This window comes from Streptomyces sp. NPDC059785 (assembly GCF_042732375.1).
In the GTDB taxonomy this organism is placed as follows: domain Bacteria; phylum Actinomycetota; class Actinomycetes; order Streptomycetales; family Streptomycetaceae; genus Streptomyces.
The window spans coordinates 38,118-54,360 of sequence record NZ_JBHWHV010000034.1; the positions used below are offsets into that span (position 1 = coordinate 38,118).

General features: G+C 70.7%; 10 protein-coding genes. 7 read left to right on the forward strand and 3 right to left on the reverse strand.

From position 1 onward, the window contains the following. Nucleotide 1 precedes the first annotated feature (1 nt). The 7 genes from ACFV6E_RS24725 (at nucleotide 2) to ACFV6E_RS24755 (ending at nucleotide 9,028) form a co-directional block, all read left to right on the forward strand. The gene (locus ACFV6E_RS24725; protein WP_385464626.1) at nucleotides 2-2,128 is read left to right on the forward strand and encodes a hypothetical protein; all 2,127 of its coding nucleotides are present in this window, start codon (nucleotides 2-4) and stop codon (nucleotides 2,126-2,128) included. Continuing rightward, entirely contained in the window at nucleotides 2,125-3,273 is a 1,149-nt protein-coding gene (locus ACFV6E_RS24730) for a hypothetical protein (protein WP_385464629.1), read from the forward strand. The genes ACFV6E_RS24725 and ACFV6E_RS24730 overlap by 4 nt, the downstream gene beginning before the upstream one ends. A 27-nt stretch (nucleotides 3,274-3,300) precedes the next feature. Further along, nucleotides 3,301-3,858: a hypothetical protein gene (locus ACFV6E_RS24735; RefSeq protein ID WP_385167670.1), complete on the forward strand. Its 558-nt coding sequence runs from the start codon at nucleotides 3,301-3,303 to the stop codon at nucleotides 3,856-3,858. Continuing rightward, nucleotides 3,855-5,615: a hypothetical protein gene (locus tag ACFV6E_RS24740; protein ID WP_385464632.1), complete on the forward strand. Its 1,761-nt coding sequence runs from the start codon at nucleotides 3,855-3,857 to the stop codon at nucleotides 5,613-5,615. The genes ACFV6E_RS24735 and ACFV6E_RS24740 overlap by 4 nt, the downstream gene beginning before the upstream one ends. Nucleotides 5,616-5,703: 88 nt before the next feature. After that, complete coding sequence (locus ACFV6E_RS24745; RefSeq protein WP_385464635.1) at nucleotides 5,704-7,878, forward strand: ATP-binding protein; 2,175 nt, start codon at nucleotides 5,704-5,706, stop codon at nucleotides 7,876-7,878. A 5-nt stretch (nucleotides 7,879-7,883) separates the two neighbouring features. Further along, entirely contained in the window at nucleotides 7,884-8,201 is a 318-nt protein-coding gene (locus tag ACFV6E_RS24750; protein WP_385464638.1) for a hypothetical protein, read from the forward strand. 254 nt (nucleotides 8,202-8,455) lie between these two features. Continuing rightward, complete coding sequence (locus ACFV6E_RS24755) at nucleotides 8,456-9,028, forward strand: exonuclease domain-containing protein (RefSeq protein WP_385464641.1); 573 nt, start codon at nucleotides 8,456-8,458, stop codon at nucleotides 9,026-9,028. A gap of 326 nt (nucleotides 9,029-9,354) precedes the next feature. Here the strand turns inward: ACFV6E_RS24755 and ACFV6E_RS24760 are convergent, their stop codons facing one another. The 3 genes from ACFV6E_RS24760 to ACFV6E_RS24770 all read right to left on the reverse strand — a co-directional run bounded on the left by ACFV6E_RS24760 (nucleotide 9,355) and on the right by ACFV6E_RS24770 (nucleotide 16,101). Further along, complete coding sequence (locus tag ACFV6E_RS24760; RefSeq protein ID WP_385464644.1) at nucleotides 9,355-10,032, reverse strand: hypothetical protein; 678 nt, start codon at nucleotides 10,030-10,032, stop codon at nucleotides 9,355-9,357. Nucleotides 10,033-10,051: 19 nt separating this feature from the next. Then, nucleotides 10,052-14,038: a hypothetical protein gene (locus tag ACFV6E_RS24765; protein WP_385464647.1), complete on the reverse strand. Its 3,987-nt coding sequence runs from the start codon at nucleotides 14,036-14,038 to the stop codon at nucleotides 10,052-10,054. Nucleotides 14,039-14,376: 338 nt separating this feature from the next. Beyond that, nucleotides 14,377-16,101, reverse strand: a complete 1,725-nt coding sequence (locus ACFV6E_RS24770; protein WP_385464650.1) for an aminotransferase class V-fold PLP-dependent enzyme — start codon at nucleotides 16,099-16,101, stop codon at nucleotides 14,377-14,379. Nucleotides 16,102-16,243 lie beyond the last annotated feature (142 nt).

Here is a 16,243-nt window from a genome sequence, read left to right on the forward strand (position 1 = left end):
CATGCGAACCGACTGCGGATGCGGCTGCGGTGGCGAGGCCACCGGCACCTCCGCCTTCGTACGACCCCGCTTCTTCGCAGGACAACTGCTGACCGAGGACGACCTCGGTCTGCTCGTCGACTACCTGACGGCGAAGGGCAGACTGCACAACCGGTCCCTGTACGGGCCGGGCGTCGTCTGCGGACTCGGTGTCAGCTGCGACCCCTGCGGCGGCGGCACCGTGGCCGTGCGGCCCGGACACGCCCTCGACTGCGCGGGCAACGACATCGTCGTCTCCTGCACCGAACAGGTCGACGTACGGGCCCTGGTGCAGGAACAGCGCGTCAGCGCCCTCGGCGTGGACTGCGAGGAGCCCTGCGACGACGACGGCGCCCGCCGCTACGGCCTCTTCGTGCGCTACCGGGAGCTCTCGGTCGACCCGGTCGCCCCGTACGCCACGGAGGAGCCCTGCTCGTCCCCGGGGTGCGTACCCTCCCGGGTCCGGGAAGGCTTCCAGTTCCTCGTCAAGCACGGCGACTTCGAGGACCACCGGCACAACCCGGGCACCCGACTGCTCGCCGGACTCGGCCCGATGTCCCGTGCCGACGACGCCCGCAGCCGCGACCGGCGGCTCGGCTTCTGCCTCGACGCCCTCTTCGCCGCCTCCCTCGGCACCGGCCGCACGTTCCGCTTCGACGCCGCCGACGCCAAGCGGTACGCCGACGGACTCGCCTGGCTGCGCGAGAACGCGGGCGGCGAGGGCCCCCTGCCGGCGACCGCGGCCCGGGAGGCGACGGAGCACGTCCGCGCGCTGGCCAGTGCCGTCGCCCGGTACGATACCTACGACCGGGCCGGACAGGACCAGCTCAAGAAGGACTACCCCGACCTCGGTTCCGAGCAGGAGGCCCGCAGCGTGCTCGGCACGGCCTGCGGCCGGCTGCGCGCGACGGACTGGGAAGCCGCGTGGCCGGACGCGCCGCGCCGCTCCCTGGCCCGCGCGGTACTCACCGAGACCGAGGCCCGGGTGGTGCCCCAAGGGGGCGACACCGACGGCGCGCTGGAAGTGCGCCTGGTGGCCCAGGGCACCCCGCTCAGCCACGCACTGCGGGCCGAGTTCCGCGCCGACCTCGTGCAGATCCGCGAATGGCTGCTCGGCCGGCTGGAGCAGAGCCCCGGCACCGGCGACTGCGGACTGCGCGGCAAGGTCGCCGCCGTCGACGTACCGTCGCTGCTGCCGACCCCGCCCGAGGACAGCACGGAGCGCACGACCATCGCGGACGTCCAGCAGCTCGCGGAGGCCGCCGCCGAGCTGACGGTGGCGGTGCGGCGGTTCGTGACCGACGCGGCCTGCGCCACGCTGAACCCGCCGTGCGGCGACTGCACCGACACCGACGTCCTGCTCGCCGAGCTCGAACTGGACGGCTGCGACGTCGTACGGATCTGCACCGCCACCCGGGAACAGGTGCTGCCCGGCGGATCGGCGTACGGCGAGTGGCTGCCCAAGCTCTACCGGCTGCGGGAGCTGGCCGAGCGGCTGTGCTGCCAGCCACCGCCGTGCCACACCAGACCGGAGCTTCCGTCGGAGGGCCCCGTGCCGCGCCCGTACGCCGGTGGACTGCTCGGCGACTGGCCGCGCACCGGCGACCTGGAGGAGATGCTCTCCCTGCTGCTCACCCCGGCCCCGGGCGAGACCCCGCCCAAGGCCCTGCACGAGCAGGTGTACACGACCCCCAGCGAGGTCACCGACAGCATGCAGGAACTGGCCATGCTCAGAACCCAGGTGGCCGACCTGACGGCGGCACTGGAGGGGCTGCGCGCCCAACTGGGCAGCGCCCAGCAGCAGGTGACCCGGGTGGCCGAGCAACTGCCGGACCGGCTCGGTTCCCGGCTGGAGGAGCTGGAGGGCGCGCCGCGGGGTGGTGGAGCGCAGGGTGGTGCTTCGCAGGGGGGCGCCTCGCGGGGCGGCGGCCAGTCGTCCGGTGATGCCGCCGATCCGGCTGATCCGGCTGATGCGGCTGATGCGGCCGATCCCGCCGACCCGGGCGATGCTGCTGATGCCGCGGGGCCGGCACAGGCGGCCGAGTCGGCCAAGCCTCCGGCGAAACGGACCAGGTCCTCCCGTACCCGGAAGCCCGGTGAGACGCCATGACGGGTCCGATGCGCCCTGCCTTCTCCGAGGGGCAGGTACTCGCCGCCGCGGACCTGTCGGCCACGGTGGAGCACGCGCGCGGCGTCTCCGGCCGGCACGCCCGGCACCTGCACGACTGGGGCGTCGCCGAGGGACTGGCCCTCACCACGGAGCCGCGCACCGACGCGGCGACGGGCGCGCGCTACGTCGAGGTGAGCGTGGCGGCGGGGTACGCCGTCGACGGCACCGGCCGCGAGATCGTCGTCACCGATCCGGTGGTGCTGCGGGAGAGCGACTTCGAGGAGGTCAACGGCGCGGACTCGGCACTGGCGGTGCAGGACGAGCCGTATCCGGTCTTCCTGGCCGCCGCCGACCGCGAGCCGGCCGCGTCCCCGCAGCCGGTCTCGTGCGGCGGCGCGAACGCCAGGACACGGGTCGAGGAGTCGTACCGACTCGTCTTCGGACGGCTCGGCGACGAGCTGCTGGTCGGCGGCCAGGAGCCACCCGCGATCGGTGCCGCCCCGGCCGCCCCGCCGGTCCGCTGGCTCATCCTCCTCGGCTACGTCCACTGGACGGACGGCCACTTCAGCGGCGTCGCCACGAGCGCCCGCGGCGTCCCCGTGCGCTACTCCGGGGTCCGCGCGGACACGGTCTCCGCCCAGTCGGGCGCGCTGACCCTGCGGACGGGCACGGCGGTCCAGGAGGGCAAGCCCGCGGTCGTCCTGTCCGGCGGCGAACAGCCGAGCCTGGTCTTCGGCCTGTACCAGGGCAGTGGCACGGTCGCGCCGCTGATGACCATGGCGGCCAACGGCAACCTGACGATCGAGGGCAGCTTCAACGGCCGGATGCCGGTCGGCAGCACCCTGGTGACCTCGGGGACGGCCACCGACGGCATGCTCCTGCCGCTGCCCGCGGGCATCACGGCGCAGCAGGTCGCCGACGGCCGGGCCGTCGTGCACGTCCACCTGACCCCACGCATCCCGGCCACCGCGGAGGAGTCGGTGCTCCACGTCCCCGCGGAGGCGACCGTCGACGCCGACCTCCGGGTGCGGTGCAGGGCGCGCCTGTACGACCCACTGAACGCTCCCGGCGAGGTTTTCGAGCGCCCCGGCGCGGTCGACTTCCTCGTCGTGGCGGCGGTCCCGGCAACGAACGGTGGTGGCTGACGATGGCTCTTCCCGTGATGAACGGCGGTGGCTGAGGAGATGGCTCTCTCCGTGGTGTACGCGGTCGACACCGACCACGTACTGGGCGCGCTGACACTCACCGGCGCGAGCGCGCCGACCACCGCCGCCGCGCTCGTCGGACCCGCCCTGCCCCTGCGGGTCTCCCTCGGCACGGGCCGCACCGCGACGCTCCCGGTCGACGCCCGGGAGCTGGCCGTGGCACCCGTGGACGACGAACCGGGCGCGCTCGGCGAGCCGTTGGCCTACGCGATCGAGAGGGGGACGTCGGACGACGGTACCCAGGCGAAGCCGAAGCCCAGACTGCTGCATCTGCCGTCGTGGACGGGCGGCCTCGACCTGACGACGGACGACCTCACCGTCACCGTGCCCCTGCCCACGACCACCACCGCCCGAGTGGTCGCGCTGATCTCCGACGACCAGGCCACCCACGTCCTCGCCGGAGAGATCCCCGCCGACCGGAACACGGTGAAGCTGCCGGTCTCCCTCGCCGGCGACACCACGTACGGCGTACTGGTGCTGGTGAGCGGCTGGGCGGGACGGCTGGAGAAGGCGGCCGTGGCATGACCGCACCCACCGACCGGACCACCGGAGAGATCGCCGTGCACCACTGCACGGTGACGGTGGTCCGGCGCGGTGGGTGGAGCTGGGGACCCGATCCGCGCGGTCTGGTCGACCAGGTCGTCGACGCCCTTCCCGAGGTGCTGCGGGACCACTTCGCGGCACACCTCGAGGGCGAGGGCCCGGACGTGGAGATCACCGAGCCGGTGCGGGTCACCGTCCGGCCGGGCGGCCACGGCCGGTCCGGCCCGGGGGAGTCGCCCTTCGAGGTGGAGGTGGCACCGGTCCGGGTGGCGGACGTCCCCGCCGACGCGACCGCCGCGGAACCGGCCGGGTTCGAGGAGTCCTTCGCCCCCGCACGTACGCCGTGGTCGCCACCATCGGCCGCGGCGCTCTTCACCGAACTCGCCGAGCGGGACGAACTGGACGCACTCCTCGCCCTGCTCCCGGACGACTCGCTGCGCGTCTACGCACTGGCCCTGCTGGGACAGGACGACGAACCGGCCGGACGCCTGCTCGCGGAACTCGCCCGGCGCGCCGTGGAGGCCGGCCGGGACGGGACGCTGCCCGAGCAATTACGTGGAACACAACCCGGAGCGACTCCGACGCAACGGCTCACCGACTACGTCACCGGGGCGGACCACGACGAGATCACCAGGCTCGTACGGTCGCTGCCCGACGGTGTCGACCGCCCCGACGAGCCGGACCGGGCCGCTCCGGTTCCCTCCCCGGCGACCGGGAGCGGGCCGGTGTCCCGGACGGGCGCACACGAGGTACAGGTGTGCTCGGTCCTGCCCTTCCTGCTCGCCGGACCCCTGGCGCAGATCGGGTACCTAAACGCGATCGGACCGGCCCTGGCCGGTATCGAACTGGCCGAGCAGACACCGCTGTTCGCGGCCGCCCTGGCGTACAAGGTGCTGGGTGTCGCGGCGCGGGGCTGGCGCCGCGGTGAGCAGGACAGGGCGGCGGCAGCCGCCTTCGCCGGTTTCGACCCGCCCGTACCCGAGGAGCGGCTCACCGACTTCGCCCGGCAGGCGCGCCCCGCGCTCCCGCTCCTCGACGGCGTCCTGGCGCTGTCGGTGTGCCGGGGCCACGACCCCGCCGACCCGCTCCTGGTCACCGGGGCGGGTGACGGACTGCTCCTCGTCGACGCCGAGGGCATGTTCCCGGTCGCCTGGGCCGGGGAGACCGCGGACCTGCTGCCGCACTGGCAGGCGTGCGGTCGGCCGCCCGTGCTGATCTGCGACGGACCCCTGCCGCCCGGTGCCCTGCGCGAACTTGCGGAGGCGGACGTACCGTTCATGACCGCCGTACCCCCGTTGCGCGGCGACCCGGTGCGGCGGCTGCCCTGGCAGCCCCCGCTGTGGGCGTCCGCGAACGGCTCCTCGGACCCGCGGCTCGCCGCGGCCCTGCCCGGCCACGCGGCCCTGCTCGCCGACCTGGTCACGGCCCTGACGGTGGAGCGCAGAGCCGTCCCGCTCGCGGACGACGGGGCCCTGGAGCGCACCGTCACCCTGGCCGCGGCCCTCGGCCTGTCCACGATCGCCTGGACGCTCTGGCACGGCCGCGAGACACCGCACCCCCTCCTCTCCCTGAACCGCTTCGCGGACCTGGACGCCACGGTCCGCTTCGAGCCCGACGCCGTCCGCGTCCGCGTCCCGCTGGGCCGCCGCCACTCCGATCTGCTGCGCGGCGGCCTGCTCGCCGACGTACCGGACGTGCCGTGGCTGGACGGCCGGACGCTGACCTTCTCGGGCGGGTGACGGCCGGGTGACGGGCACGGGTGGACCATGGGAGGGACGAAGCCGGGACATGGATGAAGGCGTATCACTGGGGGGCCGGGGGACAGGCATGGGCGAGCCGGCGGTCGAACACCTGCGGATCCGGCTGGGCGATCTGCACGGCGCGCTGCGCGCCGCCGTCGAACGGCAGGCGCGGATCGCCGCGAGACTGACCCGGCCGGACCTCACGCCGTACTGCGTGACGGACGAACAGGTCGGCGTACTCCTCGAAGAGGTGCACGGCCTGACCGCGTCGATGACACAGCCGTACGCACCGTCCGGATCCGAGCCGGAGGCGGAACGGCAGCTGAGACGACGCGCGTCCGCCGAGGGCAGCACCCTGCCGCTGGACGCGCTGGCCACCCGATTCGGCCTGACCCGCGCCGACCAGGACGCACTGCTTCTGGTCGCCGCGCCCGAACTGGACCGCGGGTACGAGCGGATCTACGCCTACATCGTGGACAACCTGAACCGCCGGCTGCCGAGCGTGGAGCTGCTGGTGACGGTGGGGGCGGCCGGCGCGATCGGCCCTGCGACCGACGTGGGCGCCGACGGGAACCCTGAACGCCCCGATGACGCGGGGGCAGGGGCCCGGCTGGCCCTGCGCCGCGCCCTGGGCCCGACGGGCCCTCTGCGCCGGTACGGCCTCCTGCGCCCCCATGGTGAGGCACCGGTCGAACTCTCCCAGGAACTGCTCCTCGGACCGGGCGTCCTCGAATTCCTGCTGGGCTGGGGCGGCGACGTAGGTCTGATCGGTCACGACCCGGGCGAGATGGTGGAGCCGGAACCCCGCGTCCTTTCCCCGTACTTGTCGTCGGAGCGCCTCACGCGGCTGGGCCGTGCGCTGGGCGCCGGCGACCTCGACCTGGCCGGGCTGTGGGGCTGCCCGCCGGGCGGCCAGCTCGACGCGGTACAGGCCCTGGCGAGAGCCGCCGGCGCACCCTTGAGGCAGTTGACGACGAACCCCGAGGCAGACCTGCGGACGGCGGCGGCGCTGGGTGCGGTGCTGTGGATACCGACCGACGAGCTGCACGACGTGGGATCACCGCAGGGCCGGCATGCCGCCGAGGCAGTGTCGGGCGCGCTGCTCCGCTCCCGGGTCCCGGTGTGCCTGACGGGCCTGAAGCCGTGGCGCCCCGCGGGCCTGCTGGCGAGTCGTACGTACGCGGAATTGACCATCCCTGTACCGGAGTTGGCGGACCGGCGGGCCATGTGGTCGTCCGCGCTCCCGGAGCTGACGGGCCCCCTGCTGGAGGACTTGGCCGGCCGCTACCGGATGAGCGGCGGCGAACTGCGCGCCGTGGCGGCGGTGGCCGACGCCGGGGCCCGGCTGGCGGGCAACGGCCGCCCGGAGCCGGTGTCCGACCACGTCGAGCCCGCGATCGCCACGGTGACGCGCGGGCGCAGCGGCAGCTCCGTCCACGCGATCGTGCCGCGCCGCACGGTGGAGGACCTGGTGCTGCCGGATGCCCAGTTGAACCAGATCCTGGAGATAGCGTCGGCCTTCCGCGCCTGGCCGCGCATCGCCGAGAGCTGGGGCTTCGCCCGCAGCGCGGCGCACGGCGGTGTGAAGGCGCTGTTCACGGGCGAGCCAGGTACGGGCAAGACGATGTCGGCCGAGATAGTCACCGGCATGCTGGGCCTGGAGCTGCTGAAGGTGGACCTCTCCCAGGTCGTGTCGAAGTGGGTGGGGGAGACGGAGAAGAACATGGAGGCCGCGTTCCGGCAGGCGGAGGAGAGCCACGCGGTACTGCTCTTCGACGAGGCGGACTCCCTGTTCGGCAAGCGCGGCGAGGTGAAACACGGCACGGACCGCTACGCCAACCTGGAAGTGGGCTACCTCCTGCAACGCCTGGAGGAGAGCGACGGCCTGGTGATCCTGACGAGCAACCTGAAGGACAACATCGACCCGGCGTTCACCCGCCGCTTCCACTTCGTCGTCCACTTCCCGCGCCCGACCTCGCCGGAGCGCCGCCGGCTCTGGCACCTGGCCTTCCCGCCCGAGGCCCCGCTCGCCCCCGACGTCGACCTGGACGTCCTGGCCCGCCTGGACATGACGGGCGCGGGCATCGCCGCCGCGGCCCGCACGGCTGCCCTGGCCGCGGCGGACACCGACAGCGCCGCGATCGGCATGCGCCATGTCGTCCGTGGAGTAGCGCGCCAGTACCAACGCGAGGCACGCTTGCTACGCCCGACCGAACTCGGCCCCCACGCCCACCTCCTCGCCGACGTAAACCAGGGGTGACCCGGATGCTGCCTTCCGAACCACCGCTCTCACTGCACCGGTTGGTGGCACCTGTGCCGCCGGCGCGACCGCAGGAAGCAGCGTCGGCGACCCACCAGACACCACCGGCGAAGGTCGCGGTACCGGTACCGGTGCCGGTGCCGGTGAGCAACGCGACGGCCGCCCACAGCGGGCAGCCCCAGGTACCGGTGGTGCCCATGCTGATGGCCGGCCATGACGGGGTGGGGAACGCGGCGGTGGCGAAGGCGGCGCTGCAAACGCCACCGGCCGCACCGGTGGCGGTGGTGCCGGTGTCTCCCAAGAATCCCGGTCAGCCATCCTGACGTCCGCCGCCCCGCCGACCCGCCGCTTTGGCTTCCGATCCTTTCGAGCAGCGCTTGTGCCGCGTCCGCACTTCCCTGTCTCAGCGCGCCGAATCGGTCTCGCCGACTTCTCCGGCAGTCACCATCTCCCGTGCGACCTCGTACGCCGACTTGATGGTCCGCTGGTCCCGCCGGGCGCCGATGCCTCCAGAGCCCGCTCTGCGCGGCCAGGAAATGGGGCGAAGGTTAGACGCTCACCCCCTTACTCTGTCGGCATGGGAAGTGCTGACGGACTGCTGAACGTCATCGATGTCGAGGCGACATGCTGGGAGGGCGAGCCACAGCGCGGCTCGGTCAGCGAAATCATCGAGATCGGGCTGACTGTCGTCGACCTTGGCAATCGTGAGCGTGTCGGACGGCATCGGCTTCTGGTGCGGCCCGTGCGATCCGTTGTAAGCCCCTTCTGCACTCGGCTGACCGGCCTCACTCAGGCCGAGGTTGATGAGGGCGTGAGATTCGCGGAGGCATGCCGTGTGTTGGCTGCCGAACATCAGGCGGGAGTGCGTCCGTGGGCGAGCTGGGGTGACTACGACCGTCACCAGTTCACTCGGCAGTGCCAGGGCACCCGTACCGCGTATCCGTTCGGACGCCAACATGTCAATGCCAAGGCCGTCTTCGCTCATGCCCATGGATTGCGGAAGCGCCCTGGCATGGACCAGGCCCTGAAAATCGCCGGACTGCCACTGGAAGGGCGTCATCACTGTGGCGAGGACGATGCCTGGAACATCGCTGGGTTGATTCTCGGCCTGACCGCCCGTGGTGCTTGGCCCGAGGTCAGGGATGCTTGACAGAGGCCGAACGGTGCAGAGCGTCCGGCCGCGTTGGCTGCTTCGACGAGACCGACGGACTGGACGCCGTCCACACTTCGCGGTGGACCTCGCGCCGGACACCGATCCAGCGCCGCGCGTGAGAATCATGGAAATACCCAGTCCCCTGGATTCATTTGTTGGGCAAGCTGGCTTCAGCGGAGGCAGTTGAGCGGCAGGCCGCCGCGATGCGGGAACTGTTTCGCATCGCGTTCCCCTCGCTGCCCGTCAGGCTGTGGTGGCTGACCGCTGGACTGCAGCCTGCGTCGCACCGACTCGATGAATGATCCGTGCCGGGGTCTCGCTGGCTACTCTGCCAGGCCCATGTCCCGGAGTGCTTCAAGAGTTTCCAGGAACCAACGGAACTGCTTGGATCTCGTCGGAGCGACGACGACTGTCGAGTCAAAGGGCGTAAGGTTTATCTGGTTCAGTAGGATGTCGGCGTTGTCTGGCAGTTCGCGCCCGGCTACTTTCGATAGACTGTCCCGTCGTAGCAGGAACTGGGTTCGCGGATCTCGCCGCACAAGGTCTCCCGGCACGTAATTCAGCGTCATCTCGGCGAACTCGGCTTCAGAGATGTCGACTGCCCAGTCGATCGACCTGTACGCGTTGATGAGCGCCTGTTCGGCTCCTGGCACCAGTTCTCCGTCCGGCACGGGCAGGGGAGACGTTATGCCCAACGGCCCGATTTTTCCGCTGATCTTCACGTGGGAGAAGATGCAGCCGTGGAGGTGTTGGGTGCCGCCCCTGACGGAGAGCCCGTCGAGCGTGACGTCCTCAAAGCGCACGCCGCTGACCCTGCAGCGGTTGAGTGTGCACCCGATGGCCCTGACACCGCGGACCACGAGACTTGGGTTCGGATTGACATGCTGAACCAGGACCGCGCCGACGAACGTGCACTGATGCAACTCGAAGTCTTCGATGGTTTCCGTGTCCTCAAGGTTCCTGACGTTCTCGAACAGCTCGTCGGCGAGGGAAATCGTCACGCGGACGCCTTTCGTGAATTCACTCGAAAATCTTGTCTACGCGTTCCTGGCTCATGCGCGGATAGGTGATGATTTGCATCTTTCGACTGTAGTAGGCGCGACCCAGATGGTCAGACATGGCTGTATCGCTTGGTCCGGTGATGTCGATGGATATAAGTCGCTCGCCATCCTGAATGGTGCAATCTGGCACGGACTCACCCGGCTCCGCTTGTCCCAGCCAGTTGACATTGTGCAGGCTGGCCGCTTGTGCGGCGATATAGCCTTCTATGACGGACCCCAAGAAAACTCTCTTAAGGAAATCTCTTTTCTCTCCGCGGGCGGCCGCTATTCTCCCTGGGCCGAGTTTATCCTGATAAAATTGTACCGGCAGTTTCGTGGCGTCTTTTGCCGCCTTCTGAATTTTTTCGAGGCTTTCCTGCGCCTCTTTGCTGATCAGCTCCTGATCGCCGATCAATATGTAGTACGTGTGTCCCGAGTCGCGATGGTAGTACGGCACGACGTAGAAGGCGGCGTTCTGGATTACGTCCTTACCGCTCCACTTGGGATAGTCCTTTTTGGCGGCCGACTCGCGCAGGGAGGCCGGGGCTTTGTACGTGGTGAGCATCATAACGTGGTTGTTCTTGTTGACCTCGTCGACCACGGTCTCGACCACGTCCTCGTACCGGCCCGTCTTGTCGTGCTTTCGCGCTACCTTGGTGACGTCACCTTGGATCTCCTTCTCTATCTTGACGACATCGACGATGTCGCTCGCAGTCAGATCCTTGACGCCGAATTCGGAGCCGTAGCCGACTATGAGATCTCTGAGGTCACGGAGTGCAGCAAGCAAGCCGGGGTAATCGATCAGCGATTTAACTTCCCGATTATTCCGATCATTCAGGGCTGCTTCAGCCTTCTTGACGAGTGCTTCGGCTTTTACTGCGTCGTCGACGATTTTCTTGAGTGCCTTGATCTTATCTTTTTCTTTGGGGTCTTTCGGGTTCCTCTTTCCTATATCGCCGATCAGATTTCTGGCTTTGGTGGACAGTTTCTTCTGTCTGCTCGCCATGTCCACGCCGCGACCTGGTGTCGCGATGAGGGTGTGCCCCTCGCCGCTCATCGACAAGCTGAGCCGAGCCGGTGCGAGGCTCTTGTCCGTGGGCTTCTTCTTCGAGGGCTTCTTCCGGTCCGGCCTGCGTTTGCGTGGCCTGCCGTCCGGACGTTTGCGCGGGCGTCGGGGCCGGGGGCGATGGGATCTGGCGCGGTCCTTCGGCCGCCTTGGCCGCTTGGGCCCGGGGCGCCGGGGTTTCTTGGGCTTGAGCTTGCTCCAAAGCTTCCTGAGCAGCCCCGTTATCTTGTCGATGACCCAGTCGATGGCGCGGTTCACCGGCTTTGCGAGGGCCTGGAAGATCTGTTTGACCTTGCCGGCTATGCCGCCGATGCCGAGGATGGCGGCCAGGGCGCCGATGAGGACCGGGATGGAGCGGGCGAGGGCGCGTTCGACGAGGGCGGGGACGCCGCCCGTGCCGCCGCGGGCGATGGCGATGACCGCGTCCAGGACGGTGTTGACGAACTCGATGATCTGCCGGCCTTGGGTGACGATGAACCGGACGATATCGATGATCATCTTGCAGGCGCGGATGAACGCCGAGGCGGGGTTGAACAGCGACACGATCCAGGTGACGCCCGCGATGATGATGGTCGGCAGCAGGTAGGACACCAGCTTGCCGACCAGGTCCTTCTTCAGGTCCCCGACCCGGGACTTCAGGTCCGACCACAGGCCGGCGACGCCGCGCTGCTTGGCCGCCACGACGAGTGGGATGGCGTCCTTGCCGGTCTCGGCCGCCGCCATCGCGCGAGGGTCGACCTTGCGGGCCAGGCGGGCGCGGATGTTCGGCCAGGACAGCCCGAGCAGCCCGGCGATCATCACCAGGATGCCCAGCACGTCGAACGTGGTGGGCAGCACCAGGCCCGCGCCCACTCCGGTGCCGAGCAGCCAGGCCAGCACGCCCTGTTGGAGGTGGCGGGGGGCGTTCTTCATGAACAGTTTCAGGCCGCCGCCGACCCCGGTGATGAGCCGGCCCAGGAACCCGACCGGGTCCTTGAGGATCAGGCCGACCGCGCTGGCCGCCTTGCGCAGCACGCCCATCAGCATGCGGCCGAGTTCCTTGATGGTGTTGATGACGCCACCGATGGCGTCGGCGGCCTTGGAGACCAGCCCCTTGTTCTTCTCCTTCTCCGCGGCGATCTCGGCGTCGACCGCCTTGACCGCGTCCGTGTACTTGGTGGCCAGGGTGTCGACCAGCTCGGTGCCCTTGTCGTCGACCGTGTCGGCCAACTCGTCGAACTTGCCCGCGAAGTCCTCGGCTGCCTGCCGGCCGAGGGCCCTGAGGTCCTTGGGCAGGGTGTCGACCGCGTGCTGAAGGTCCTTGCGGCCCTTGGCGATACGGTCCTTGGCGCGGCGCAGCTCGCCCTCGACGGTGTCGGCGACGTCGGAGATGACCTGGCGCATCGCGGTCAGGTAGTTGTCGCGGGCGCGTTCGTAGATCCGGTTGGCGTCCTCGGGGAGGTCGGCGAACCGGTCCTTGAGCCAGCGTGCCCAGCCGGTCGGGCCGGAGTAGCGGCGGTCCTTGTACTCCTCCATGCCGCGGGTGTGCTCGGCGGTGAACCGGTCCCGGGCGCGCTTCTCGCCCTGGGTGAACTGGTCGTCGACCTTCTTGTCCAGGTCGGACAGGATCTTCTCGACGTCCGTCTTGGTGGTGTCGAAGACCTTCTGCAGCAGCGCGGTGACCTTCTTGCGCTTGTCCTCGTCGCTCTCCTTGGTGCCGTGCTTGCCGGTGGTGACCTGCTGGCCGGCCACCACCCGGGTGGTGTGGATGGCGCCCATCGCGGCCGTGCCCCGGGTCGCCGCGGTGGCCTTGGCCTCCTTCAACTCGGCGGCCTCGCCCGCGCGCAGGTTCTTCGGGGCGGTCGCCGAATGCTCCTCCATCGTCTTCTTGCGCTTCACCGCCTGGTCGAAGCCCGGCTCGTGGGACTTCTTGAACGTCAGCTGTTCCTCGGTGACCTGCGCCGCCGCCATCTGATCGTTGACCTGCGCCGGGCCGTCGGACATGTCGGTGGCCGACGTCGGCAACGCGTCCGGGGCGGCCTGGTTCGCGTTCGGCGCGCCCGGCCGGCCCGGCACCTGGTCCGCCTTCAGCGGCACCACCTGCTTGGCGTCCGGCGCGGGCTGCGGCGTGGCCGCGGTGGTGTCGGCGATCTCCTGTCCCGCTGCGTCCTTGCCTTCGCCGACCTTGCCCTGGACCTCGGTCTTGACCTCGTCGGCCTTGCCCGACTCCCCGAACTTGTCCGCCTCGTCCAGGTTCTTCGGCGCCCGGTCCTTGATCGCCTTCTCGACCGCGGCGATGAACGCCTTCTTGTCGAACTCCTTGGGCTGCGCCGCGTCCATGTCCTCCGCGTGCGCCGCCTTGCCCCGCGCCTCCTGATCGTCCACCGGCGCCACCGCCGCGCTCTGCGCGGCACCGGCCTCCGCGGCCGCCGGCGGGTGACTGGCCGCCACCCGCTGCTTCTTGACCGCGACGTCCTTCTTCAGCGCCTGGAACTTCGGATCCGTCCCCGGCGACCGCGGCCCCGCGGCCTCCTTCTTCTCCTTCGTCCCCTTGCCGGGACGCTCCTCGGTGTCCTTCGCGTCCTTCTTGTCGGGAGCGGGCGCGGGAGCGGGCGGCGCCTTCGCCTTCCGCACCGGCTTCGGCTCCGGCTTCTTGCCCGGCTCCGCCTTCTTGTCGGGTGGCTGTTCCGCCGGGAGCCGCTCGGGCACCGAGGTGGGAGGCCCGGCGGCGGGCAGCGCGCCCGCCTGCGCCGCCACGGCCTGATTGCCGAGCAGATCCTGCCCGGCCCGCATCATCATCTGCCCGGCCCACCCGGACGGGGCCGGCCCGGCGCCCGGCAGCGTCTCGCCCAGCGCCGCCGCCACGACCGCGTTGCCGACCACCGACCGCGCATGCGCCACGGCCGACGGACCGGGCTCCACGGCCGAACCCGACGCACGCGAAGCCGGTGCCCGCGGGCTCGAGACCTCCGTCCCCGTCGGCATACTCGGATCGCGCACCGGGGTGACCGCCGGTGTCGCCGGACGCTGCGTGCGGACCTTGAGAGGCACAGGCATGGTTGCCGCACGATCCCACCGGTGACGTCGCGGCCACGCCATCACACCGTCACCGACGCGTCACCGGAGCAGGAACCCGCCCGGCAACCCGCTCGGCAACCTGCCCGGCAACCCGCTCGGCAGCCCGACCGGCAACCCGCTCGGCAGCCCGACCGGGCCCTGACACGACCGCAGTCCGTGCCGCCGGTCGAGGCCGCGGTCCCTTACGCCCGGGAACGGGTTTCCGGGCCGATGCCGGCGGCTCGGTTCCGCTCCACGCACGCGGGCGGCAGCGGGAACCAGCGCAGCTGCTCGACGCCGGGCGGCAGCCCGGTGGGGCCGTCGTCCAGGCGGTCGGTGCGCGAGTCCAGTACGGCGCGGGCGTGCCCCAGCCGGCCCGCCAGCGACTCTTCCCCCAGACGCCGTCGGGGGACCGGTGCCGGGGCGGTGAGGCCCTCCTCGCCGGTGAAGCGCACGTCCGTCAGCCGCAGCGCAGGGGCGACCGGGCGGGCGTGGTGGTACCACCGTCCGGTGCCGGGATCGAAGCGGTAGTCGGGCAGCAACCGGTGCCCGTACGCCGCGATCAGGCGCACCGCCTCGATCAGATAGTCGCGGACCGTGTCGCTGATGAAGTAGTTGAAGTTGAGCCGGCTCCAGCCGGGCTTGATGCCGGTGCAGCCGTCGACGATCTGGTCCCGGAAGGCGTGCGAGGCCTCGGTGTCGATGCCCAGCAGCCGGTGGCCGTAGGGACCGGCGCAGGAACAGCCGCCCCTGGCCTGGATGCCGAAGAGGTCGTTGAGCAGGGCGACGACGTAGTGGTGGTGCAGATAGCGGTTCTCGCCGTGGCGGATGCGGAACGAGATGATCGGCAGCCGTCGGGAGCGGTGGTTGCCGAGGACCTCGATCCGCGGCTCGCCCGCCCAGTCGGCCAGCGCGCGGTGCCAGTGGCGTTCCTCGGCGGCCCGGATCGTGTCCGTACCGACGGCCTGTTTGAGCGCGAAGACGAGCCCGGCCCGGACGGACTCGACGATGGCCGGGGTGCCGCCCTCCTCGCGTGCGACGGGATCGTCGAGGTAGCGGTGCGCGGCGGGGTCGACGAACACGACCGTGCCGCCGCCCGGCGTGGTGGGCACCCGGTTGCGCATCAGGTCACGGCGTACGACCAGGACACCCGGCGTCTGCGGGCCCCCGGGGAACTTGTGCGGCGACAGGAACACCGCGTCCTTGCGGTCGCCGGCGCCGGGCGCGCTCTCCGCGACCCGGATGGGGACGTAGGGCGCGGCGGCCGCGTAGTCCCAGAAGGACAGGGCGCCGTACGCGTGCAGCAGGCGCGCGACACGGTCGGTGTCGGTCAGGATGCCCGTGACATTGGAGGCGGCCGAGAAACTGCCGATGCGCAGCGGGCGGTCCGCGTACCGGCGCAGCGCGCGCTCCAGCGCCGCGAGGTCGATGTGACCGTCGGCGTCCTCGTCGATGACCACCACGTCGGCGGCCGACTCGCGCCAGGGCAGTTCGTTGGAGTGGTGCTCGTACGGTCCGATGAGGACCACCGGCCGGGCGGCGGGCGGTGGCGGCGGGTCCGTGCGGCCCAGTTCCAGGATGCCGAGGAGCCTGTTGACCGCGGCGGTGGCGCCCGAGCCGCAGAAGAGCACGATGTCGTCCCCGGTGCCGCCGACCGCGTCGCGGATGATGCGGCGGGCGTCCTCGCGCAGCCCGGTGGTGTACAGGCCGGTGGCGGAGGTCTCCGTGTGGGTGTTGCCGTAGAGGGGCAGTACGCGGGCGCGGACGAAGTCCTCGATGAAGTCCAGGGCGCGGCCGGAGGCGGTGTAGTCCGCGTAGACGATCCGGTTGTCGCCGTAGGGGCCGGGCAGCACCTCGTCGTCCCCGACGAGTCCGGCCCGGATGCGGTCCAGTAACGCGGATGTGCTCGGCGCCGGGGCGGCGTTCACGGCGTCGGCTCCTGGCCGGAACCGGACGGTGGGGGAGCGGGGGTGGCGGCTGAATCAGGACAGTGGGGCATGAGCAGAAGGATCGTGACGTTCGGCGGGAATCGTCAACGGCCGACGTCACCGCTCCGATAACATGATCGGA